This is a genomic window from Streptomyces sp. RGM 3693 (genome assembly GCF_050471125.1).
Lineage (GTDB): Bacteria > Actinomycetota > Actinomycetes > Streptomycetales > Streptomycetaceae > Streptomyces.
This window is the reverse complement of the sequence record NZ_JBMPPQ010000001.1, coordinates 2,617,760-2,636,977: the sequence shown is the minus strand read 5'-3', so window position 1 is coordinate 2,636,977 and position 19,218 is coordinate 2,617,760. Positions and strand designations below refer to the sequence as shown.

At 72.4% G+C, this 19,218-nt stretch carries 16 protein-coding genes and 1 riboswitch; of the genes, 9 read left to right on the top strand and 7 right to left on the bottom strand.

Features of this window, described 5'->3' with window-relative positions; all coding sequences use genetic code 11:
* Window positions 1–19: 19 nt before the first annotated feature.
* On the bottom strand, window positions 20–679 hold the full coding sequence (locus tag ACO0M4_RS11260; protein WP_430369730.1) for a ScbR family autoregulator-binding transcription factor: 660 nt from the start codon (window positions 677–679) through the stop codon (window positions 20–22).
* Window positions 680–778: 99 nt separating this feature from the next.
* On the opposite strand from ACO0M4_RS11260, the gene ACO0M4_RS11255 reads away from it, so the two are divergent.
* From ACO0M4_RS11255 to ACO0M4_RS11240, 4 genes are all read left to right on the top strand, one after another.
* Window positions 779–1,699: a ScbA/BarX family gamma-butyrolactone biosynthesis protein gene (locus ACO0M4_RS11255; RefSeq protein ID WP_430369729.1), complete on the top strand. Its 921-nt coding sequence runs from the start codon at window positions 779–781 to the stop codon at window positions 1,697–1,699.
* 229 nt (window positions 1,700–1,928) lie between these two features.
* Entirely contained in the window at window positions 1,929–2,648 is a 720-nt protein-coding gene (locus tag ACO0M4_RS11250; RefSeq protein ID WP_430369728.1) for an HAD family hydrolase, read from the top strand.
* A 199-nt stretch (window positions 2,649–2,847) separates the two neighbouring features.
* A complete protein-coding gene (locus tag ACO0M4_RS11245) occupies window positions 2,848–3,804 on the top strand; it encodes an aminoglycoside phosphotransferase family protein (RefSeq protein WP_430369727.1) in 957 nt (318 codons plus the stop codon).
* Between the two features lie 139 nt (window positions 3,805–3,943).
* Window positions 3,944–4,348 carry a DUF779 domain-containing protein gene (locus ACO0M4_RS11240; protein ID WP_390012741.1) on the top strand — a complete coding sequence of 135 codons (405 nt, stop codon included), beginning with the start codon at window positions 3,944–3,946 and terminating at the stop codon, window positions 4,346–4,348.
* 208 nt (window positions 4,349–4,556) lie between these two features.
* Here the strand turns inward: ACO0M4_RS11240 and ACO0M4_RS11235 are convergent, their stop codons facing one another.
* From ACO0M4_RS11235 to ACO0M4_RS11225, 3 genes are all read right to left on the bottom strand, one after another.
* Entirely contained in the window at window positions 4,557–5,504 is a 948-nt protein-coding gene (locus ACO0M4_RS11235; protein ID WP_430369726.1) for a hypothetical protein, read from the bottom strand.
* Window positions 5,505–5,717: 213 nt separating this feature from the next.
* Complete coding sequence (locus ACO0M4_RS11230; protein ID WP_430369725.1) at window positions 5,718–6,233, bottom strand: lytic polysaccharide monooxygenase auxiliary activity family 9 protein; 516 nt, start codon at window positions 6,231–6,233, stop codon at window positions 5,718–5,720.
* Between the two features lie 83 nt (window positions 6,234–6,316).
* Entirely contained in the window at window positions 6,317–7,360 is a 1,044-nt protein-coding gene (locus ACO0M4_RS11225) for a LacI family DNA-binding transcriptional regulator (protein ID WP_430369724.1), read from the bottom strand.
* Between the two features lie 334 nt (window positions 7,361–7,694).
* On the opposite strand from ACO0M4_RS11225, the gene ACO0M4_RS11220 reads away from it, so the two are divergent.
* The 5 genes from ACO0M4_RS11220 to ACO0M4_RS11200 all read left to right on the top strand — a co-directional run bounded on the left by ACO0M4_RS11220 (window position 7,695) and on the right by ACO0M4_RS11200 (window position 11,994).
* Window positions 7,695–8,642: a nucleoside hydrolase gene (locus ACO0M4_RS11220; protein ID WP_430369723.1), complete on the top strand. Its 948-nt coding sequence runs from the start codon at window positions 7,695–7,697 to the stop codon at window positions 8,640–8,642.
* Entirely contained in the window at window positions 8,639–10,078 is a 1,440-nt protein-coding gene (locus ACO0M4_RS11215) for an MFS transporter (RefSeq protein ID WP_430369722.1), read from the top strand. The genes ACO0M4_RS11220 and ACO0M4_RS11215 overlap by 4 nt, the downstream gene beginning before the upstream one ends.
* A gap of 166 nt (window positions 10,079–10,244) precedes the next feature.
* A complete protein-coding gene (locus tag ACO0M4_RS11210; RefSeq protein ID WP_430369721.1) occupies window positions 10,245–10,661 on the top strand; it encodes a DUF2795 domain-containing protein in 417 nt (138 codons plus the stop codon).
* Between the two features lie 80 nt (window positions 10,662–10,741).
* The gene (locus ACO0M4_RS11205) at window positions 10,742–11,224 is read left to right on the top strand and encodes a DUF5709 domain-containing protein (protein ID WP_430369720.1); all 483 of its coding nucleotides are present in this window, start codon (window positions 10,742–10,744) and stop codon (window positions 11,222–11,224) included.
* Window positions 11,225–11,328: 104 nt separating this feature from the next.
* Window positions 11,329–11,994, top strand: coding sequence for a class I SAM-dependent methyltransferase (locus tag ACO0M4_RS11200; RefSeq protein WP_430369719.1), 666 nt, complete (start codon window positions 11,329–11,331; stop codon window positions 11,992–11,994).
* A 59-nt stretch (window positions 11,995–12,053) separates the two neighbouring features.
* Here the strand turns inward: ACO0M4_RS11200 and ACO0M4_RS11195 are convergent, their stop codons facing one another.
* The 3 genes from ACO0M4_RS11195 to ACO0M4_RS11185 form a co-directional block, all read right to left on the bottom strand.
* A complete protein-coding gene (locus ACO0M4_RS11195; protein WP_430369718.1) occupies window positions 12,054–13,457 on the bottom strand; it encodes a M1 family metallopeptidase in 1,404 nt (467 codons plus the stop codon).
* On the bottom strand, window positions 13,454–17,413 hold the full coding sequence (pls, locus tag ACO0M4_RS11190; protein ID WP_430369717.1) for an epsilon-poly-L-lysine synthase Pls: 3,960 nt from the start codon (window positions 17,411–17,413) through the stop codon (window positions 13,454–13,456). The genes ACO0M4_RS11195 and pls overlap by 4 nt, the downstream gene beginning before the upstream one ends.
* A gap of 449 nt (window positions 17,414–17,862) precedes the next feature.
* Entirely contained in the window at window positions 17,863–18,642 is a 780-nt protein-coding gene (locus ACO0M4_RS11185) for a hypothetical protein (RefSeq protein WP_430369716.1), read from the bottom strand.
* 152 nt (window positions 18,643–18,794) lie between these two features.
* Window positions 18,795–18,965, top strand: a riboswitch (M-box (ykoK) riboswitch).
* Window positions 18,966–19,218: the final 253 nt, after the last annotated feature.

Genomic DNA, 19,218 nt, shown 5'->3' with positions numbered 1-19,218 from the left:
CCGGCTCCGCCGCGCCCGGTCAGGCGGATTCGGGCGCCGGCCGGGCGGCGCGGGCGAGTTGGTGCGCCCGGTCAAGTAGTGCCGCCGGGTCCGGCTCGGCCTGGAGGCCGCGGAGCAGCAGCAGCCACAGGTCGCCCAGGTGCTCCTCGATGTTCCGTCGCCCCTCCAGTGCCTCGGAGACGGTGTGCAGGCCGAAGAAGGCGCAGACCACGCTGTGCGCGGTGGCGGCGGGCGGTACGCCGACGGCCAATTCGCCGTTGCGCGCGGCCTCTTCGAGGAGTTGGGTGACGGCTTCGATCCACCCCAGGAACGGTGTCGGGAGTTGGGTCTCGATGGCCTTGCGCTCCGCCCAGAGGCGGGCCCCGGCCCGGACCACGATGTCGTCGCGGAACGCCCGCGCCACCTCGAAGCTCAACCCGACGAGTTTCTCCAGTGCGGGCACACCGGGCTGTCGGTAACGACTGATCAATTGCGGCCAGGTGTCGAAGTGCTCCTCGACGATGGCGAGGGCAAGCTTCTCCTTACTGGCGTAATGGAAATAGATCGCGCCGCTGGTGCGGCCGGAATGCGCGCTGATATCGCTGATGCTCGTGCCGGCATAGCCCCGTTCATCGAACAAGGTTGCGGCTGCTTCCAGAAGGAACCTGCGCGTGGTCTTCGCCCGGATCTGCACGTGCACCTCAGATGTCGTTCTCGTGCCATCTGGAAGGAATCTACCGCGCCCGGGCGCTTCCAATTCACGGGTGCGCGTGTTCGAATTTCGATATTCCCTGGTCATATGAATACGTCATCTGTCGCCGCAGTCGAAAAGAGTGGGCCGCTCAGCTGGTCCCGTACCGTCGAGCGGGAGTTGGTGCACCGGAACTCCGTGGCCGAGGTCCTGCTCACGGACGTCCGGCGGACGACCGCGCCGGACGCCTTCGAGGCGGCGGCGTCCTGGCCACGGGCCCATACGACGTTCCCCCGCGACGGATCGCACCGGCACAGTCCGCTGGTCCTGGTGGAGACCCTGCGCCAGCTCGGGTTGTACGTCCCGCTGCGGTTCCTCGGGGTTCCGGCGACGCGCCACGCGATCATCACCGACCTGTATTTCCGCCTGACCCCGCAGAGCGAGCCGCCGGCCGAGCCCGGCGCGACCGAGGTCACCTGCCGCGCCCGGGTGAGCGGTATCCGGCGGGCGCCGGACCGGACCGTCAGCGGCCTGCGGCTGGACGCTTCGTTCGCCGCCCGCGGGACGGTGTTCGGGCAGGGCGGCGGCGGGGTGCGGTTCGTGGACGAGGCGGGTTACACCGCGCTGCGGACCCGGGGTGCGGCCGGTGCGTCGACGGCCGCACCCCGGACGGCGGCACACCGGCCGGACGCCGGCGCGCTGACGGTGAACCACCCCCAGGACGCAGTTCTGGCCGAGGACGGCGACGGGCTAATGGTGGCGCCGGCCGACCCGCTGCACCCGTTCCTCTTCGACCACCCCACCGACCACGTGCCCGGAATGGTGCTCCTGGAGGCCGCGCGGCAGGCCGTCGCGTACCGCACCGGGGGCGCGCTGGCCCGGCCGTGCGCCGGGCGGCTGCGGGCGGTGCGGTTCACCGAACTCGCGCCGGCCGCGCGCGTGCTGTGCACCCGGCACCACTCGACGTGCGTGTTCCGCGTCGTCCAGGGCGGCACACCAACGGCCTACGGAACCTTCAGTTACCCATAGAGCATAAAATATGGACATTTATCGATCTATTGACCCTGTCGCATCGCCGTCCGTAACGTAACGATCGTTATTTTCCGACGCCGAGCGCGCCCAGGTCTCCCCTGTCCGGGAGCCGCCCTCCGCCGGGAACCCCTCAGCCCGCTGCCGCGGCCGCGCACCGACACCGTCACCCCTTCTGGGCCGACCGGTCACGTCGCCGCCCTCCGGGCCCATCGGAACGGAACCTCGGATGACAGCACATCGCATCCTTTCTTGGACCCCCGCCGCCGTGGTCTTCGACTGCGACGGCACGTTGATGGACACCGAACGCCACTGGGTGGACGCCCGTGACGCGGTGCTGCGCGAATACGGCCACGCCCCCGCGCCGGGCTTCTCGGAACAGGCCCGGGGGCTGCACTACACCGCGTGCGGACGGCTGATGGCCGATTCCCTCGGCCGCCCCGAACTCGCCGACGAGCTCACCACGTCGCTCCTCGACCGCTTCCGTCGGCTCGTCGCAGCGCATCCGACGACCATGCCCGGCGCCCCCGAACTGGTCCGCTCGGCCGCGCAGTTCGCCCCGCTGGCGGTGGCCAGCAACTGCCCGCTGGAAGTCGTCGAGTCCTGCCTCGACGTGGCGGGGCTGCGGCGGTTCTTCGACCACATCGTGGTGCCCGACGCCACCACCAGACCCAAGCCCCATCCGGACGTGTACCTCACCGCGGCCCGGCTCTGCGGGGTCGAACCGGCCAGGGCACTGGCCGTCGAGGACTCGCCCTGCGGCGTCCGGGCCGCCGCGGCGGCGGGACTGCGGGTGATCGGCGTTGGCCCCCGGCCCGCCGCGCCGGAGACCGAGATGGCCGACTGGTGGGTGCACTCCCTGGAGGAACCGGCGGTGCAGGGCTGGGCGGGGGCCCGTATCCCCGCCCAGGGCTCCGGGCCCGGCGCCACCGGGAACGGCAGACCGTAACTCCCGCCCGGCGCGGGTGCGTTCCGCCGCCGCGCCGCACGAGGGCCGCGGCGGCGGACCCGACCGGGCGACCGACCCCGCGACCGGCCGGGTTAGGGTGAACGCATGCTTTGACGCCTGCCCGCGGCCCGGGCACCCCCGCCGACTCCTTCGTTCCCGCACCGCATCCCGGATCCGGATCCACGAAGGAGATTCCCTGATGACCACGTCGGCCCTGATCGACGTACCCGAAGCGTTCGCGACGTCCTACGGTGCGCACGGCGCCGCGGAACGGGCCTGGCTCGCCGCGCTGCCCGCGCTGGGCGCGGAGTTCCTCGACCGCTGGACGCTGCGGCCGGACGGCCCCACCCGGTACGGCATGGCCTCGCTCGTCCTGCCGGTGCGGCGGGCGGACGGGACGCCGGCCGCACTCAAGCTCCAGCGGTTGCGGGAGGAGACCGTCGGCGCCACGGCGGGCCTACGGGCCTGGCGGGGCAACGGCATCGTGCGGCTGCTCGACCACGACGCGGAGACCGCCACCCAGTTGCTGGAGCGGCTGGACGCCGGTCGACCGCTGTCGGCGGTACGCGACGACACCGAGGCGCTGCGGATCCTGGCCGAGCTGATGAGGCGGCTGGTAGCGGTGCCCGCCCCAGCGGGGCTGCGCCGGCTCTCGGACGTCGCCGCCGCCATGCTCGACCACACCCCGCAGGCCGTCCCCGCGCTCCGCCACCCGGCCGAGCGGACGCTGGTGCGCACCTGCGCGGCCGCCGTGGCCGACCTGCTCGGCGAGGCCGGGGACCGTCTGCTGCACTGGGACCTTCACTACGACAACGTGCTGGCCGGGGAGCGTGAACCCTGGCTGGCCATCGACCCGGAACCACTGGCCGGCGACCCCGGGTTCGAGCTGCTGCCCGCCCTGAACAACCGGTGGGACGACGTGGTGGCCACCGGTGACGTGCGGCGGGCGGTGCTGCGCCGTTTCGACCTGCTGACCGAGGTGGTCGGCCTGGACCGGGAACGGGCCGCGGGCTGGACGCTCGGCCGGGTCCTGCAGAACGCCCTGTGGGACGTCGAGGACGGCAGCCCCGCCCTGGAGCCGTCCCAAGTGGCCATCGCCGGCGCGCTGCTGGACCACCGGATGCCGGCCGCGGCGAACCGCCACCGTCGGGGGTGAGGTGTCGTAGTCGTCCCGGTCCGGCGTGATCCGGTGTATTCCGTGGCGCGGCGGACCTCTGCCATGCTGCCGGGCGGGGCACTCCCCCGCCCGGCAGGGGGAGCGCGCCCACTGTGACCGGCCGACGAAGGGGCGACACATGGACGACCAGGGAACCGGCCTCCCGGAAGGCGCCGCACGGATCGCGCTCACCGACACCGCCGCCGCGCTGCTGCGGTCGCTGCACGCACAGCACGGGCCGCTGATGTTCCACCAGTCCGGCGGTTGCTGCGACGGGAGCGCGCCGATGTGCTATCCGGCCGGGGAGTTCCGTACCGGCGCGTCGGACGTGCTGCTGGAGAAGCTGGCGGTGGACGGGGTGCCCGAGCCGGTGGGCTTCTGGATGTCCGCGGACCAGTTCGCCCGCTGGCGGCACACCCATCTGACGGTGGACGTCGTACCGGGGCGGGGCAGCGGCTTCTCGCTGGAGGCGCCGGAGGGCGTGCGCTTCCTGATCCGCTCGCGGCTCTTCACGGACGAGGAGCGGGCGCAGCTCGACGGGTGAGGTCCGGCGCGGTGGGGCTCTGCGCGGTGGGACCCGGTGCGGCGCGGAGGCACCCGCGGACATGGCGAGGCCCCGCGCACGGGGGAGAACGCGGGGCCTCACACTGACAAACGGGCTACGGGCGGGCGGGGTTCCCACTCGGCGAAGATTTCGCGGAAAAATTTTGGACGGGCCCGGTCGCGGACTTCCGACCGGGCGCCGGACGTCGTTACGGCTCGTCCTGCACCAGGCGCTCCAACATGTCCTGGAACTCCATGTCGACCACCACGCGCAGGCCGTCGCCGTCCGGTTCGCTCAGCGGTGTCATCATCCCGCGGCGCCACCAGTACACCCGGGGGCTGATCGCGCCCGCCGCGTCCTCGTGGCCGGCCGCGGCGAACTGCGCCATGGCCTGGAGGGCCGGGATGACCTGGGCGTCGTGGATGCGGTGGAACGCCAGCTGGTGGCGGAAGGGCAGGGCGACCAGGGCGCCGTCCCGGGTGAGGGCGGTGCCCATGAGGCGCTCGACCACGTCGTCGAGGACGAGGACCCGGCTCGCGGTGAAGAAGGAGTCGCCGAGCAGCACCTCGAACGCCGAGCCGTCGCCGCGGCGCACCGTCTCGTGCCCCTCTACCGGCAGGGCGCGCAGGTTGTTCATGGCGCGGATCCGCAGCTCGGCCACGTCCCCGAGGTCGGCGAGGGAGTCCTCGCTGAGCATTTGGACGGCCTCGGGCAGGTCGAGGGCGAGCACCTCGCACAGTCCCGGGGCCGGTTCGTGGCCGTAGTGGAAGGAGTCGGAGGCGGGCAGGGTCTCCTGGGCGACGATCCGGGGGTAGAGACAGGCCCGGATCTCGTCGTGGGAGAGGATCTCCAGCGGCTGCGGGCCGTCCATGGTGCGCAGCACCTTGCCGACGTGGTCGCGGATGAGCGTCGGCCAGGTGCGCTCGCCGCGGCGGTCGCGGTGGCAGACGGCGGCCAGATTGCCGAGGCCGAACTGCCGGCCGGCGGAGTCGGTGACCACTCCGGCGTACGCGGTGACCTCCAGGCCACGCTCGGCGAACGCCTGCCGGACCTGGGATCTGAAGGCGCGGCCTTCCCGCTCGGAGAAGAAGCTGAACTCCTCGTCGCGTGCGAGGTCGCGGGAATCCCGCTTCGGTCCTCGGCGGAACAGACCCATCTCGTCCTCCCGGCTGCGGCCATCCGCGGCCACCCACATCGGCCCTTGAATGCGCCGATCGTAACGGGTGCCCCTGACAGCGGCGTCGCCCCGCGTCCTGGGACGGGGCGCGGGGCGACAGTGGGGAGGGTGAGCGGAGAAGGGGGCCGGGGTGGGGCGGAAGGTGCGGGGTCGGGACCAGGGACTGTCCGGTGGGTCAGGGGCGGACAGGCCCTAGCCGATGTTGACGTCGATGCAGGCGTAGAAGGCGTTCGCCGTGTCGGCGATGTTCCACACCGCGAGGATCTTCTGCTGGCCCTTGATGTTGCCGAAGTCGACGGTGTGGGAGACCTCGGCCGGGGGCTGGGCTCCGTTGCCGTTGATCTCGGCGACCTTCTGGCCGTTGGCGAAGTACTGCCAGTTGCTGGTGGCGTGCCGGGCCGTGAAGCGCCAGGTGAAGGTCTGGCTGCTGCTGATCGGGGTGACCTTCCACGGCTTGGAGTCGTCGTCCAGATCGGCGAACTGACTGTTGCCGCCGCTACAACTCGTCAGCCCCTTGGGCCCTTCGACGCTCTGCGGTTCCCATTTGATGGGGCCGCAGTCGATGGTGCCGGCGGCGCACTGGGCCTGTCGGCTGGGCGGTGAGGAGACGTAGCCGTGGGCACTGGCCGGGCTGACCGGCAGACTGACGACGAGGAGGGGGGCGATGCCGGCGCCTATGGCGAGGGCCAGCCTTCTCTTCTTGTTCATGTCAACCCTTTCGCGTAGGGGGGTGGTTGACGCGAGGGCGTGCCGAGCAATTGGTCTAGACTTAACGCTGTGACCGCGTACGGTCAAGAGGCCGGGAGCGCCTCAGTGCCTGCTCCGCCCGGTGCGCTGGACGCCCGTACCACCAATTCCGGGGCGAGCCGGACGGTACGGACCGGTCGGCGGGGCCCGGGGACCGGGACCGCGGCGGGGGTGCGGGTGAGCAACCGGGCCGCCTCGGCGGCCAGTTCGGCCACCGGCTGGCGGACGGTGGTGAGGGCCGGGTCGGCGAGGCCGGCCAGCGGGACGTCGTCGAAGCCGGTGACCGCGACCTCGCCGGGTACGTCGGCGCCGAGTTGCCGCAGGCGCTGGAGGGCACCGGCCGCGATCAGGTCGTTGGCGCAGACCACGGCGTCCGGCCGGGCGGGCCAGATCCGATCGACGGCGGCCCGGCCCCACTCCACGGAGAAGTCGCCGAGCACCGTGCGTTCCGGGGCGGTCGGGTCGAGGGCGGCCACGCCCGCCGCGTACGCCGCGTGCCGTTCGACCGCGGCGGAGGCGGTTCCGGCGGCACCGATGAAGCAGGGGCGGCGGCGGCCGGTGGCGGCCAGGTGCGCAAGGACCAGGGCCATCCCGGCCGCGTTGTCGACGGCGACCGAATCGGCGACGCCGGGGCCGCAGCCGCGGTCCAGCAGCACCAGCGGCACCTGCGCCGCGGCGGCCGCCACCGCGTCCCGGCTGCGGCGCTCGTCGACCGGGATGAGCAGCAGGGCATCGACCCGGCGGCCCAACAGCGCGGTGATCCGGGCGGCCTCGGTCTCCGGGTCGTCATCGCAGTCGGCGAGCAGGACGGCCCGGCCCTCGGCGTGCAGGGCGTGCTCCAACTCCCGGACGAGGGAGGGGAAGAAGGGGTTGGTGATCTGCGGGAGGACCAGGCCGACGGTGCCGGTGGAGCGGCTGCGCAGCGCGCGGGCGACCTCGTTGGGGCGGTAGCCCAGGCGGTCGGCCGCCGCCCGCACGGCGCGCGCCGTCTCGGCGCCGACCGGGCGGGTGCCGGCCAGGACGCGGGAGACGGTGGCGACGGAGCAGCCCGCCGCCCGCGCGACGTCCCGCAAGGTCACTTCGGCCACGACGGCGTGCCCTTCCACTACGGGACGGCAGCCCTGCGCACCGCACTGCCCCGGACGATGGCGGCAAACGTTATCACCGCACGTACACAGGCGTACCAGCTCCGTTCCCCTCCGTACCAGCGGGTAGACGGGTCGCCTGCCTCACACTTCGTTGACGTTTCATTGACATCTCCGCGCAACATGAGCGAAATTTCCGGAGAACGTTTTCCCGAGGTAGCGCCCGGTGCAAGCACCGGCTCCACTGGAGCGGCTGACGCCGCGCCCCCTGGCTCGCGCGCCCCAGAGATCGAGTTCACCCCGCTTCACCGTTCCGCAGAGCAAAGGGGCTCTCCCGTTGGCCAGAAAGATCATCCTCGACTGCGACCCGGGGCATGACGACGCGATCGCCATGCTCCTGGCCCACGGCAATCCCGACATCGAACTGGTCGCCGTGACGACCGTGGTCGGGAACCAGACGCTGGAGAAGGTGACCCGCAACGCGCTGTCGGTGGCGACGATCGCCGGGATCACCGGCGTGCCGTTCGCCGCGGGCAACCCGCGTCCGCTGGTCCGGTCCATCGAGACCGCCCCCGACATCCACGGCGAGACCGGCCTCGACGGGCCCGAGCTGCCCGAGCCCGCCTTCGAGCTGGACCGCCGGCACGCCGTCGACCTGATCATCGACACCGTGATGTCCCACGAACCGGGCGAGATCACCATCGTCCCCACGGCCGGGCTGACCAACATCGCCATGGCCGTGCGCAAGGAGCCGCGGATCGCCGAGCGGGTCCGCGAGGTCGTCCTGATGGGCGGCGGCTACCACGAGGGCAACTGGAGCGCGGTCGCCGAGTTCAACATCATCATCGACCCCGAGGCCGCGCACATCGTCTTCAACGAGAAGTGGCCGGTCACCATGGTCGGCCTGGACCTCACCCACCAGGCACTGGCCACCCCCGAGGTCGAGGCGAAGATCGCCGCGGTCGGCACCGCGCCGGCCCGGTTCGTGCTGGAGCTGCTGGACTTCTTCCGCGAGGCGTACCGCGAGAACCAGGGCTTCGAGTTCCCGCCGGTCCATGACCCGTGCGCGGTGGCGTACGTCATCGACCCGGACGTGATGACCGTCCGCAAGGCGCCGGTCGACATCGAGCTGCGCGGCGCGCTGACCCTGGGCATGACCGTCACCGACTTCCGGGCGCCGGCGCCGGCCGACTGCCACACCCAGGTCGCGGTCAAGCTCGACCACGAGCGCTTCTGGAACCTCGTGGTGGACGCCCTTGAGCGGATCGGCGAAGGCCGCGCATGAACGTCTCCACTGCACCACGCTCCACAGAGGTTTCCGGCGGCGGCTCCGGCGTGCGGATCGGCGTGCTGGTCACCGCGCTGCTGGTGGCCTGTTTCGCCTTCCAGCTCAATGCCAGCATGCTCAGCCCGGCGCTCAAGAGCATCGAGGACTCGCTCGGTGCCAGCTCCGCCGAAGTGGGCATGACCCAGACCGCGTTCTTCACGTCCGCGGCGCTGTTCTCGCTGTTCCTGCCCCGGTTGGGCGATGTCCTGGGCCGGCGCCGCGTGCTGGCCGGCATGCTCGCCCTGATGGCCGTCGGCTGTGTGGTCGCCGCGCTGGCGACGAGCATCCCGATGCTGTTCGCCGGGCGGATCATCCAGGGCGTGAGCGGGCCGGTCGTCCCGCTGTGCCTGATCATGCTGCGGGTCGAGGTCCAGGAGCCCAAGAAGTACGGCACCCTGCTGGGCGTGATCACCGCCGTCAACGGCGGTATCGCCGGGGTCGACTCGCTGGCCGGCGGCTACCTCGCCGACCACCACGGCTTCCAGTCCGTCTTCTGGACGATGGGGGTCGTCGCGGCACTGGCCACGGCCCTGGTCGCCACCCTGACCCCGGAGTCCAAGGCGCCCACCGCGTCCCGCATGGACTGGCCCGGCGTCGCACTGCTGGTCGTCTCGGTCGGCGCGCTGCTGATCGCGCTGAACGAGGCAGGCAAGCTGGCCGCCGCCAACTGGGCGATGATCGCCGTACTGGTGGTCCTGGCCGCCGCCGCGTTCGCCCTGTTCTGGCGGACCGAGAACCGCAGCGGGCACCCGTTGGTCGCCACCCGGCACCTCAAGCAGCGGGCCACCTGGTCGCTGCTGCTGACCACGGTGCTGACCATGACCGGCGTGTTCGCGGTGATGAACGGTCTGATCCCGGCCTTCGCCCAGGACGCCCAGGCCGGACTGGGGATGTCCGCAGAACAGTCCGCCTGGTGGACGCTGTCGCCGTACGCGCTCGCCGGGTTGGCGATGGGTCCGCTGGCCGGCCGGCTGGCCGCGACCTTCGGCTACGGCCGGATCCTGCGGCTGGGCCTCGTCGGGGCCGTGGGTTCGGTGGTGCTGATGCTGCTGACCATGCACAGCCAGTCGCACGTGCTGCTGCTGGTGACCTCGCTGCTGGTGGGCATCACCTACGCGGGCGTGGCCAACATCGTCCTCAACGGGCTGGGCATCGTCCTCTCCCCCGGTGAGAACCCCGGCTTCCTGCCCGGTCTGAACGCCGGCGCCTTCAACCTCGGCGCGGGGCTGAGCTTCGCGGCGCTGTACGCGGTGAAGACCGCGCTGACGCCCACCGACCCGACCTCGTCCGGCGGCTACACCGCCGGCATGATCGCCGGTGTGGTCATCCTGGCGCTCGCCATCGCGACGTCGTTCCTGATTCCGAAGCCGACCACCGCCGAGGCCACGAGCTGACGGCGCGGGCCGCGCACCGACCGCCCGCCGCTCCCGGACCCCCGGGAGCGGCGGGCGGTCCGGTATCCGGGCCCGGGACGACCGGCGGGCGCCGCGTCCGGTCCTCCGTCGTGTTGTCAGGACGGGGGGAAAAGGGAGACTGGAACCGGAGGCAACGGAGGCAGCAATGGTCATGGAACACGGTATGGACAAGACCGGTCCCGCCCGGGACGACATGATGAAGAAGCAGCTTCGGAGCCAACTGACGATGGACCGATCGCTGCGCGCGGACGAGAACCGCGAGCTGGAACCGCCCGGCGAGGACCAGCCGGTGGCGGCGCCGTCACCGGAGAGCGTCTACCGCGGCGGCACCCCGCACGGCATGTCCGAGCGCGACGTGGGGCTCCGCTCCGAACTGGCGCAGTACCTCGGCCGCAGTGTCTACCCGGCCGAGCGCAACGACATCCTCCGTACCCTGCGCCGCAACCACGCCCCGGACCGCCTGGTCTCGATGGCCGAGCAACTCCCCACCCACCACCGGTACGGCAATGTGCAGGGCATCGCCGAGTCGCTGGGGCTGGGGACCGAGGACCGGCGCTCCTGAGGCCGAGGAGCGCCCGGTGGCGGACAATGGCCACGGAAGGGTAAATACCACCCCGCGTGGAGGCGAAGAGGAGGGCGGCAATGTCCGACGACGCCATGGGCGACGAGGTCTACCAGCCGCCCAGATCCGATCCGCAGGACAATCCCAACGACCTCGACATGGAGGACGCCCTGGACGAACCGGGGCTCGACGAGGCGTTGGACACCGGCTACTCGCCGCCGGAGCGCCCGTTCGTGGTGAACCACGAGGGGACCACCGCGCAGGAGCAGCACGACCGCGAGTCGCTGGCCCACCGGCTCTCCATCGAGCTGCCGGACGTCTGCGCGCCGGACGGCGACGGCATCGGCGACCTGCCGGACGGTGCCGGTGAACCCTACGACGACCAGGTCGGCGACGAGCGCGCCGGGCGGATCGTCAGCTCCGACGACGGCTTCTGGCGCGGCGGCGGCAGCAACGACATCATCGCCCGCGACGTGGGCGTCGACGGGGGCGCGGCGTCCGCCGAGGAGGCCGCGGTGCACATCGCCCATGACGTGGGCGGGGCGGTCGAGGGCGAGATTTAGCGGGGGCTCCCTCCGTTTCGTTGCGGAATCAGCAACGGACTTTGCCGGACGGCCGGGGTACGGCCGAGGCTTCGCCGTAACCGGACGGAGAAGGAGTGCCCTACATGAACCACGGCAACGGCAGCGCCACGGTCCCCGACGAGGAGTTCTGGGACGCCCGGTACGCGGAGCGCGACCGCATCTGGAGCGGGAACCCCAATGCGGTACTGGTCCGCGAGGTCCACGACCGGGCCCCCGGCTCGGCGCTGGAGCTGGGATGCGGCGAGGGGGCGGACGCCATCTGGCTGGCCACTCAGGGCTGGCGGGTCACCGCGGTCGACGTGTCGGGGGTGGCACTGGGCCGGGCCGCCGAGCAGGCGGCCGCGGTCGGGGTCGCCGACCGCATCGACTGGCAGCGGCGCGACCTGGCGGTCTCCTTCCCCGAGGGCAGCTTCGACCTGGTCTCCGCGCAGTTCCTGCACCAACCCGGCGAGATCTTCCGGGAGGGCATCCTGCGGACCGCGGTGGCGGCGGTGGCGCCCGGCGGGGTGCTGCTGATCGTCGGGCATGCCGGGGTGCCGCCGTGGGAGCACGACCACGAGCACGACCATGACGACGCGCACCCGGTGGAGCAGTTCCCGACGACCCAGGAGGTGCTGACGGCCCTCGCGCTGCCCCCGGAGGAATGGGAGGTGCAGCTCAGCGAGGAGTTCGCGCGGGTGCACAACGGCCCCGACGGACAGCCGGTCGAGCGGATCGACGCGGCGCTGAAGGTGCGGCGCCGGGGCTGAACCGGCGCGGTCCCCGGTGGCGGACGCGAAATCCGTCCGCCACCGGGGACGCGGAGTGCTCAGGCCGCCAGAGCGGGCAGCGGCTTCTCGTACAGCCAGGTGTGCAGCAGCGGGCGGACCGAGCGTCCGGCGCAGCGTTCGGCATGGGCGAGGAACACCCCGGTGTCGGCGCTGGCGCCGCGGTGCTCGCCGTGCCAGCCGCGCAGCACGGCGAAGAACCGGTCGTCGCCGACGGCCCGGCGCAGCGCGTGCAGGGCGCAGGCGCCCCGGACGTAGATCCGGTCGTCGAAGATCCGGCGCTGGCCGGGGTCGGCGATCCGCAGGTCCTGGGGGCGGCCGCACAGCGAGCGCCATTCCCGGCGGGCGATCTCGTCGGCGGTGTCCTCGCCGATGTGCTCGGACCACAGCCACTCCGCGTAGGTGGCGAAGCCCTCGTTGAGCCAGATGTCGCGCCAGTCGCGCAGGCTGACGCTGTTGCCGTACCACTGGTGGGCGATCTCGTGCGCCACCAGGGTCTCGGCGCCGCGCGCCCCGTCGATGTGGTTGCTGCCGAACACCGACCGGGTCTGGTTCTCGACCGGGGCGGCGAGTTCGGCGTCCACGACCACCGCTCCGTACGCCTCGAACGGATAGCGGCCGAAGTGGCCGCTGAAAACCCGGAGCATCTCCGGCTGGCGGGCCAGGTCGTGCGCCGCCTCCTCGGCCATCCATGTCGGGTAGGAGTTGTGCAGCGCGATCGGCGGGTGGTCCGGGCCGATCTGGGCGGTGCCGCTGTCGTGCCGGAACCGGCCGGTGTAGAGCGCGGCGAGGTACGGGGCCATCGGGCCCGGGTGGTGGTAGGTCCAGCACTCACGGTGCCCGCTGCGGCGGCGTTCGAGCAGGGTGCCGTTGGCGAGGGCGTGCTGGCCGTGCGGGACGTCGATCCGGAAGGTGAAGGCCGCCTTGTCGTCGGGGCGGTCGTTGCAGGGGAACCACGAGGGGGCGCCGAGCGGCTGGGAGGCGACCATGGTCCCGTTGTGCGGGTCGCCGGTGCGGTCCCAGCCGATCGGGCCGAACGGGGAGCGGACCGGCCGGGGCCGGCCGCGGTAGCCGATGTCCACGGTGAACCGCGCGCCGGTGGCGAGCGGGCCGGGGGTGAACAGGTACAGCTTCCCGTTCTGCTGACGGGTACGGACCCGGGTCCCGTCGATCCGGGCGGTGTGCGCGGTGAGTCGGGAGAGGTCCAACTCCACGCGGTCCAGGGGCCGGTTGGCCACCGCCTCGATGCGGGCCCGCCCGTCGAGGCCGCCGTCGGCCGGGCGGTAGGACAGGTGCAGGTCGTAGGAGACGGTGTCGTGGGCGTAGGTGCCGTGCCGCGGGAAGTAGCGGTCCGGGAGCGGACCGGCGGGGCCGTCCGCGACCGTCGCCGCGAACGGGAGCAGGGCGGCGCCCCGGATGAGGGCGCGCCGACTGCATCGGGTCACGCGGCCGCCCCCCCTTCCGCGCGGGCCGCGACGGAGCGGGTCGGGCGTTCGCCGGCGATCGGGTTGCCGGCCCACCGGGTGTGGGCGGGGACGCTCTCACCGCGCATGACCAGGGACGACGGTGCGATGGAGACGCGCGCCCCGACGTCGGTGCCGGGGAGCACGATGCCGTGCGGGCCCAGCGAGGAGCCCTCGGCGAGGCGGACGGTGTCCAGCCGCATGATCCGGTCGTGGAAGAGGTGGGTCTGCAGGACGCAGCCGCGGTTGACGCTGACGCCGTCGGCGAGGGTGATCAGGTCGGTCTCCGGCAGCCAGTAGCTCTCCAGCCAGACCCCGCGGCCGATCTTGGCGCCGAGGGTGCGCAGCCACCAGTTGAGGACCGGGGTGCCGGTGAACGCCCCGGCCATCGACGGTACGGCGAGCGACTCGACGAAGGTGTCGAAGAGCTCGTTGCGCCAGACGAACGACGACCACAGCGGATGCTCGCTCACGGTGAAGCGGCCGACCAGCAGCCACTTCGCCACGGTCGTGATGAGCAGCGCCACGAGGCCCGAGGCCAGCAGTAGCGGGGCGCCGACCAGCGCGGCGAGGCCGAGGCCGCCGTTGGTGAAGGCGTCCTGTTCGGTGAGGAACACGCCTTCGGCGAGCGCCACACCGCACATCAGCGGCAGCACCCGGCACATTTCGACGGCGGCGCGGGCCAGCACCAGTTTGCGCGGCGGGGCGAAGGTGCGCGCCGGGTCGGCCTGGGTCGCCACCCGGGGCAGCGGCATGGCGGGCCGGCCCAGCCAGGACATCCCGGGCTCGTTGTTCGCGGGGGCGTTGGAGAGCACGCCGATCAGGCTGTGGTCGGGAACGTCGTGACCGGGGTCGACGATGCCGGAGTTGCCGACGAAGGCCCGGCGGCCGATCCGGACGGTGCCCAACCGCAGCCATCCGCCGCGGATTTCGAAGGGGGCGACCAGGGTGTCGTCGGCGAGGAAGGCGCCGTCCTCGACGTGCAGCAGGGAGGGCAGCGGCAGCACGGTGGAGATCTCCGCGTGCTTGCCGACCTTGGCGCCGAGCAGCCGCAGCCAGTGCGGGGTGGCGAGGCTGGCGTAGAGCGGGAAGAGGCTGCCGCGGGCGCCGTCCAGGAGGCGGGTGACCAGCCAGGCGCGCCAGGCGACGCCACCGCTCGCGGGGTGCAGCCCCGGCGTGATGCCGCGGCCGAGGATCCGCACCACGGCGGCCGTCACCAGCATCGAGCATCCGGTGGTGACGATCGCGAAGACCGGTGCGGCCAGCAGCAGGCGGACCGCCGCGGTGGCGAGGGTGCCGCTGTCGCGGAGCAGGAAGTACGCGCCGACCAGGGCCGGGGCGGTGGACGGCAGCGCCAGCAGCGGCAGGCCCAGCAGGGAGAGCCCGTAGGCGGCGCTCCAGCCGAGCGAACGCCGCCAGCGCGGGGCGGGCCACGCGGCGCCGGAGATCCGCTCGGCGGCGCCGGCCGGTCGGGCCGGGGAGCCGGTCCAGCAGGCGCCCTCGGGGACCTCGCCGTCCAGGCAGCCGCCGGCGGCGAGTTCCGCGCCCTGGCCGACGACGGCACCGGGCATCAGCATGCTGCGGTGGGCGACCCGGGCGCCGGCCCCGATGCGGACCGCACCGATGTGCAGGGTGTCGCCGTCGAGCCACCAGCCGGAGATGTCGGCCTCGGGTTCGACGCTGCAGCCGTCGCCGAGTTCGGCGAGGCCGGTGACCGGCGGCATGGTGTGCAGCGACACGTTGCGCCCGGTGGTGCAGCCCAGGGTCCGGGCGTACAGCCGTGCCCAGGGCGTACCGAGCAGCGAGGGGATGCCGAAGGCGGCGACGACGCGTTCGGCGGTCCACAGGCGAAGGTGGGTGGCGCCGCCGCGCGGGTAGGCACCGGGCTTGATGGAGCCGGCGAGCAGCCGGGCGCCGAGGGCGCCGAGGGCGCAGCGCATCGGGGCGCTGTAGAGGACCACCCAGCCGACGATGATCAGCCACCACGCGGTGTGCGGTGCCCAGACCTGCGGGGCGAGCCAGCCGAGGATGTTGTCGGCGAGCGCGAGCCCGACGAGCCCGCGCAGGCCGGCGATGCCGTACAGGCCGGTCTGGACGAGGAATTGGACGACGGCGGTGCGCCGCGGGACCGGGCGGACCGGGCGGACCTCGTCCACCGGGCCGCCGAGCGAGTCGAGGTGTTCGGCCATGTCGCGCAGCACCGGGTTGCGGTAGAGGTCCGCGACCGAGACGCCCGGGTGGTGGGCGCGGAGCTGGGACGCCATGCGGGCGGCGACCAGGCTGGTGCCGCCGAGGGAGACGAAGTCGCTGTCCGGACCGGGCCGGACGCCGAGGAGTTCCTCCCAGATGCCGGCGAGGCGGGCGGCGGTACCGCGCAGGGCCGCGGCCGGGTCGCCGGTGCCGGCGTCGACCGGGGCGGACGGCAGCGGCCAGGGCAGCGCCTTGCGGTCGACCTTGCCGGACGTCCGGGTGGGCAGGCTCTCGATCTCGGCCAGGACGGGCACCAGCTGCGCCGGCAGCCGTTCCTGGAGCAGCGCGCGGGCCTTGTCCTGCTGGAAGCTGGAGCCGTCGGCGGAGCGCTGTTCGGGGACGACGTAGCCGACCAGTACCTGGGTGCCGGCCGGGGTGGTCTGGACGGCCGCGGCGGCGCCGAGGACGCCGGGCAGGTCGGCCAGGGCGGCGTCGATCTCGCCCAGCTCGATCCGGCGGCCGCCGAGTTTGATCTGGTCGTCGGCGCGGCCGACGAAGAGCAGGCCCTCGGGTTCGGCGCGGACCAGGTCGCCGGTGCGGTAGGCGCGGGCGGTGCGCAGGACGTCGTCGGGCCGGAAGCGCTCGGCGTCCTTGGCGGGGTCGAGGTAGCGGGCGGTGCCGACGCCGCCGATCAGCAGCTCGCCCTCCGCGCCGTACGGCACCGGCTGCCCGGTCCGGTCGACGACGGCGAGCTGCCAGCCCTCCAGCGGCAGGCCGATGCGGACCGGCTGGCCGGGCCGGAGGCGGGCGGCGCAGGCGACGACGGTGGTCTCGGTCGGGCCGTAGGTGTTCCACATCTCGCGGCCGGGCCCGGCGAAGCGGTCGACGAGCCCGGCGGGGCAGGACTCGCCGCCGACGATCAGCAGTCGGACCCGGCGCATCGCCTCGTCCGGCCAGAGTGCGGCGAGGGTGGGGACGGTGGAGACCACGGTGATGCCGCGCTCGACCAGCCACGGGCCGAGTTCGTGGCCGGCCCGGACCAGCGAGCGGGGGGCGGGCACCAGGCAGGCGCCGTGCCGCCAGGCGAGCCACATCTCCTCGCAGGAGGCGTCGAAGGCGACGGACAGCCCGGCCAGCACCCGGTCGCCGGGGCCCAGCGGCCGGTCCTGGCAGAACAGGCCGGCCTCGGCGTCGACGAAGGCGGCGGCGGAACGGTGGCTGACCGCCACGCCCTTGGGCGCGCCGGTCGAACCCGAAGTGAAGATGATCCAGGCGTCGTCCTGGAGGCCGGGGCCACGCGGGTCCCCGGCGGGCCGGGACAGGCCGGGCAGCAGGCCGTCCGGGCCGAGGACGGCGCAGACGGCGGCCTCCCGGAAGACGGTGGCGGCCCGCTCGTCGGGGTCGTCGGCGTCGACCGGTACGTACGCCGCTCCGCTGCGCAGGACGGCGAGGATCGACAGGTACAGCTCGGCGGTTCCGGAGGGCACGCGGACTCCGACCCGGTCGCCGGGACCGATCCCACGGTCCCTGAGCTGCCGTGCGCGGCGTTCGATCTCGGCACACAGATCGCGGTAGGTGATCACCTCGGAACCCGTGTCCAGGGCGATCGCCTGGGGATGTGCGACGGCGGTGGCATCGAGCACGTCGAGCAGCGTCCGCGGGGCCGGGGTGCCGGCGGTGCGGTATACGGCCCGTTCGGGCACTGGCTCGGACGGCTCGAAGGACGATTCGAGAAGGGGCGACGACATCGATATGCCTCTGTTCGGTGCCGGTGGGTGTGAAGACCCTCGGACGTTCGCCCCTAGAGATGCCGCTGACCAGGCACGGGTTCGCCTGCCGGGCTGTCAGATCCGCTAATCGAACATGCTGTGAAAGTGCCGGTCGGCCGCTTGGGCAGGTGGCACTGGGAATGCGGCTCGGACGCCTGACCGCGACGTGGGAAAGAATTGACTCCGGCCGGGGATTGTTTTCGGCACCGCTCCCCCGGAACCACAAAACCGCAGGTCAGAGCCACAATGCGGATCGGTTACGGACCAACCGGTCAAGCCTTGGCCAAATAATTGCGCACATGAGCAATTATTCATCGAGTTCTCATAGCGCCCTCATCGCGCTGTCATGACACCGCCATACCCTCGCAACGCGCCCGTCACACCCCGGAACATCCCCACGATGTCCACCAACAGGAAGCCGGCGCGGACTACTTGAGAATGTTCACCGCCCGGGCCACCACCAGGACGACCGTCAGCAGCGACACCGCCGACTGGAGCAGCATCAACAGCTTCGCCCAACGAGTCAACGGCATCACGTCGGTCGGGCTGAAGGCGGTGGCGTTGGTGAAGGACAGGTACAGATAGTCGGCGAACTGCGGCTCCCAGTGCTCCGGGGCCAGCTCTGGCGTCGCCATCTGTGGGAAGAGGAAGTCGGGGTAGCGGCGCACCGCATGGACCCGGGCGACCGGGCCGCCGCGGTCCCACTCCCAGTACCACAGCGCGAAGACGATGACGTTGGTGGCCCAGATGCTGCCGCCGGTCGCCAGCAGCGGCCCGGCGTCCCCGCCCTCGGTACCGCGCACCAGACCGATCACCAGATGCACCGCGGACCAGCCGTTCGCCGCGCTGATCATCGCGATCAGCGCCAGCCCCGCCCACCGGTAGAGCCGGGAGACCCGCTCGATGCGGAACGGGTCGACCACCACCAGCACGAGCAACAGCGCGGTCTCCAACCCCGGCAGCAGCCACTCCGGATGGATCGCCAACCGCTCCGGCAGCCGCCACTGCAAGGCCACCGCCACCGACACCGCGAGCGTCGAGGGCCAGCGGGGCTCACCGCGGGTGACCCGCCGCCAGGCCGGCCGCAGCCGCCGCCCCGCCTCCTCCACCCCCGCGACGGCGGGCGCCAACAACGCCTCGATGCGGTCCAACCGCTCGGCTTCGGTACCGGCTTCGCCCGCCTTGCCGGGCTCGGGGTCCTGGGACATGCGGCTCATGCTCACCCGAGGTCGGTGCGGTGTCCAGCAGCTCGGCCCGGACGGCGGGACGGACCCGTCGCGGGGTTAAGAGTCGGTCAAAAACTTGCAGACTTGCGCAAGTGTCTCCTGGCGGGGTCTACACTTCTAGAGGTTTACGACAGCGGTCACCTCGTTCGGTGAGGCGTCGTCATGGACACAGGCCACTGATCCCACCCGTCGAGAGACGCTCCGGATCAGGACAGGTCTCCCCGGCCCAAGGGGTGACCCCAAGTGGCTGCCCCGCACGGGGCTACGCCGTGACGTGCCAAAGCTCTGACGAGTGGGGGTGAACCAGTCGATGGGGACTGGTCCGCTCCTTGCCGGATCGACGACGGCGCACCCTACGCGCCCCGACCGGAAGGAGGCGAGAGACATGGATTGCAGTAGTCCGGGCCATCATCGGCCCCCCTTCCGCCTGCCCTCGCATTCTTCCGGCACGCGGTAGCCACCTTCCCTGCGCGGCCTCCCCGCCGCACCACGCCCCCGTACGGCCCACCGCCGACACGGGTCGCCGTGCTGCGCGCCCGCGCAGGGAAGATGGCTGCC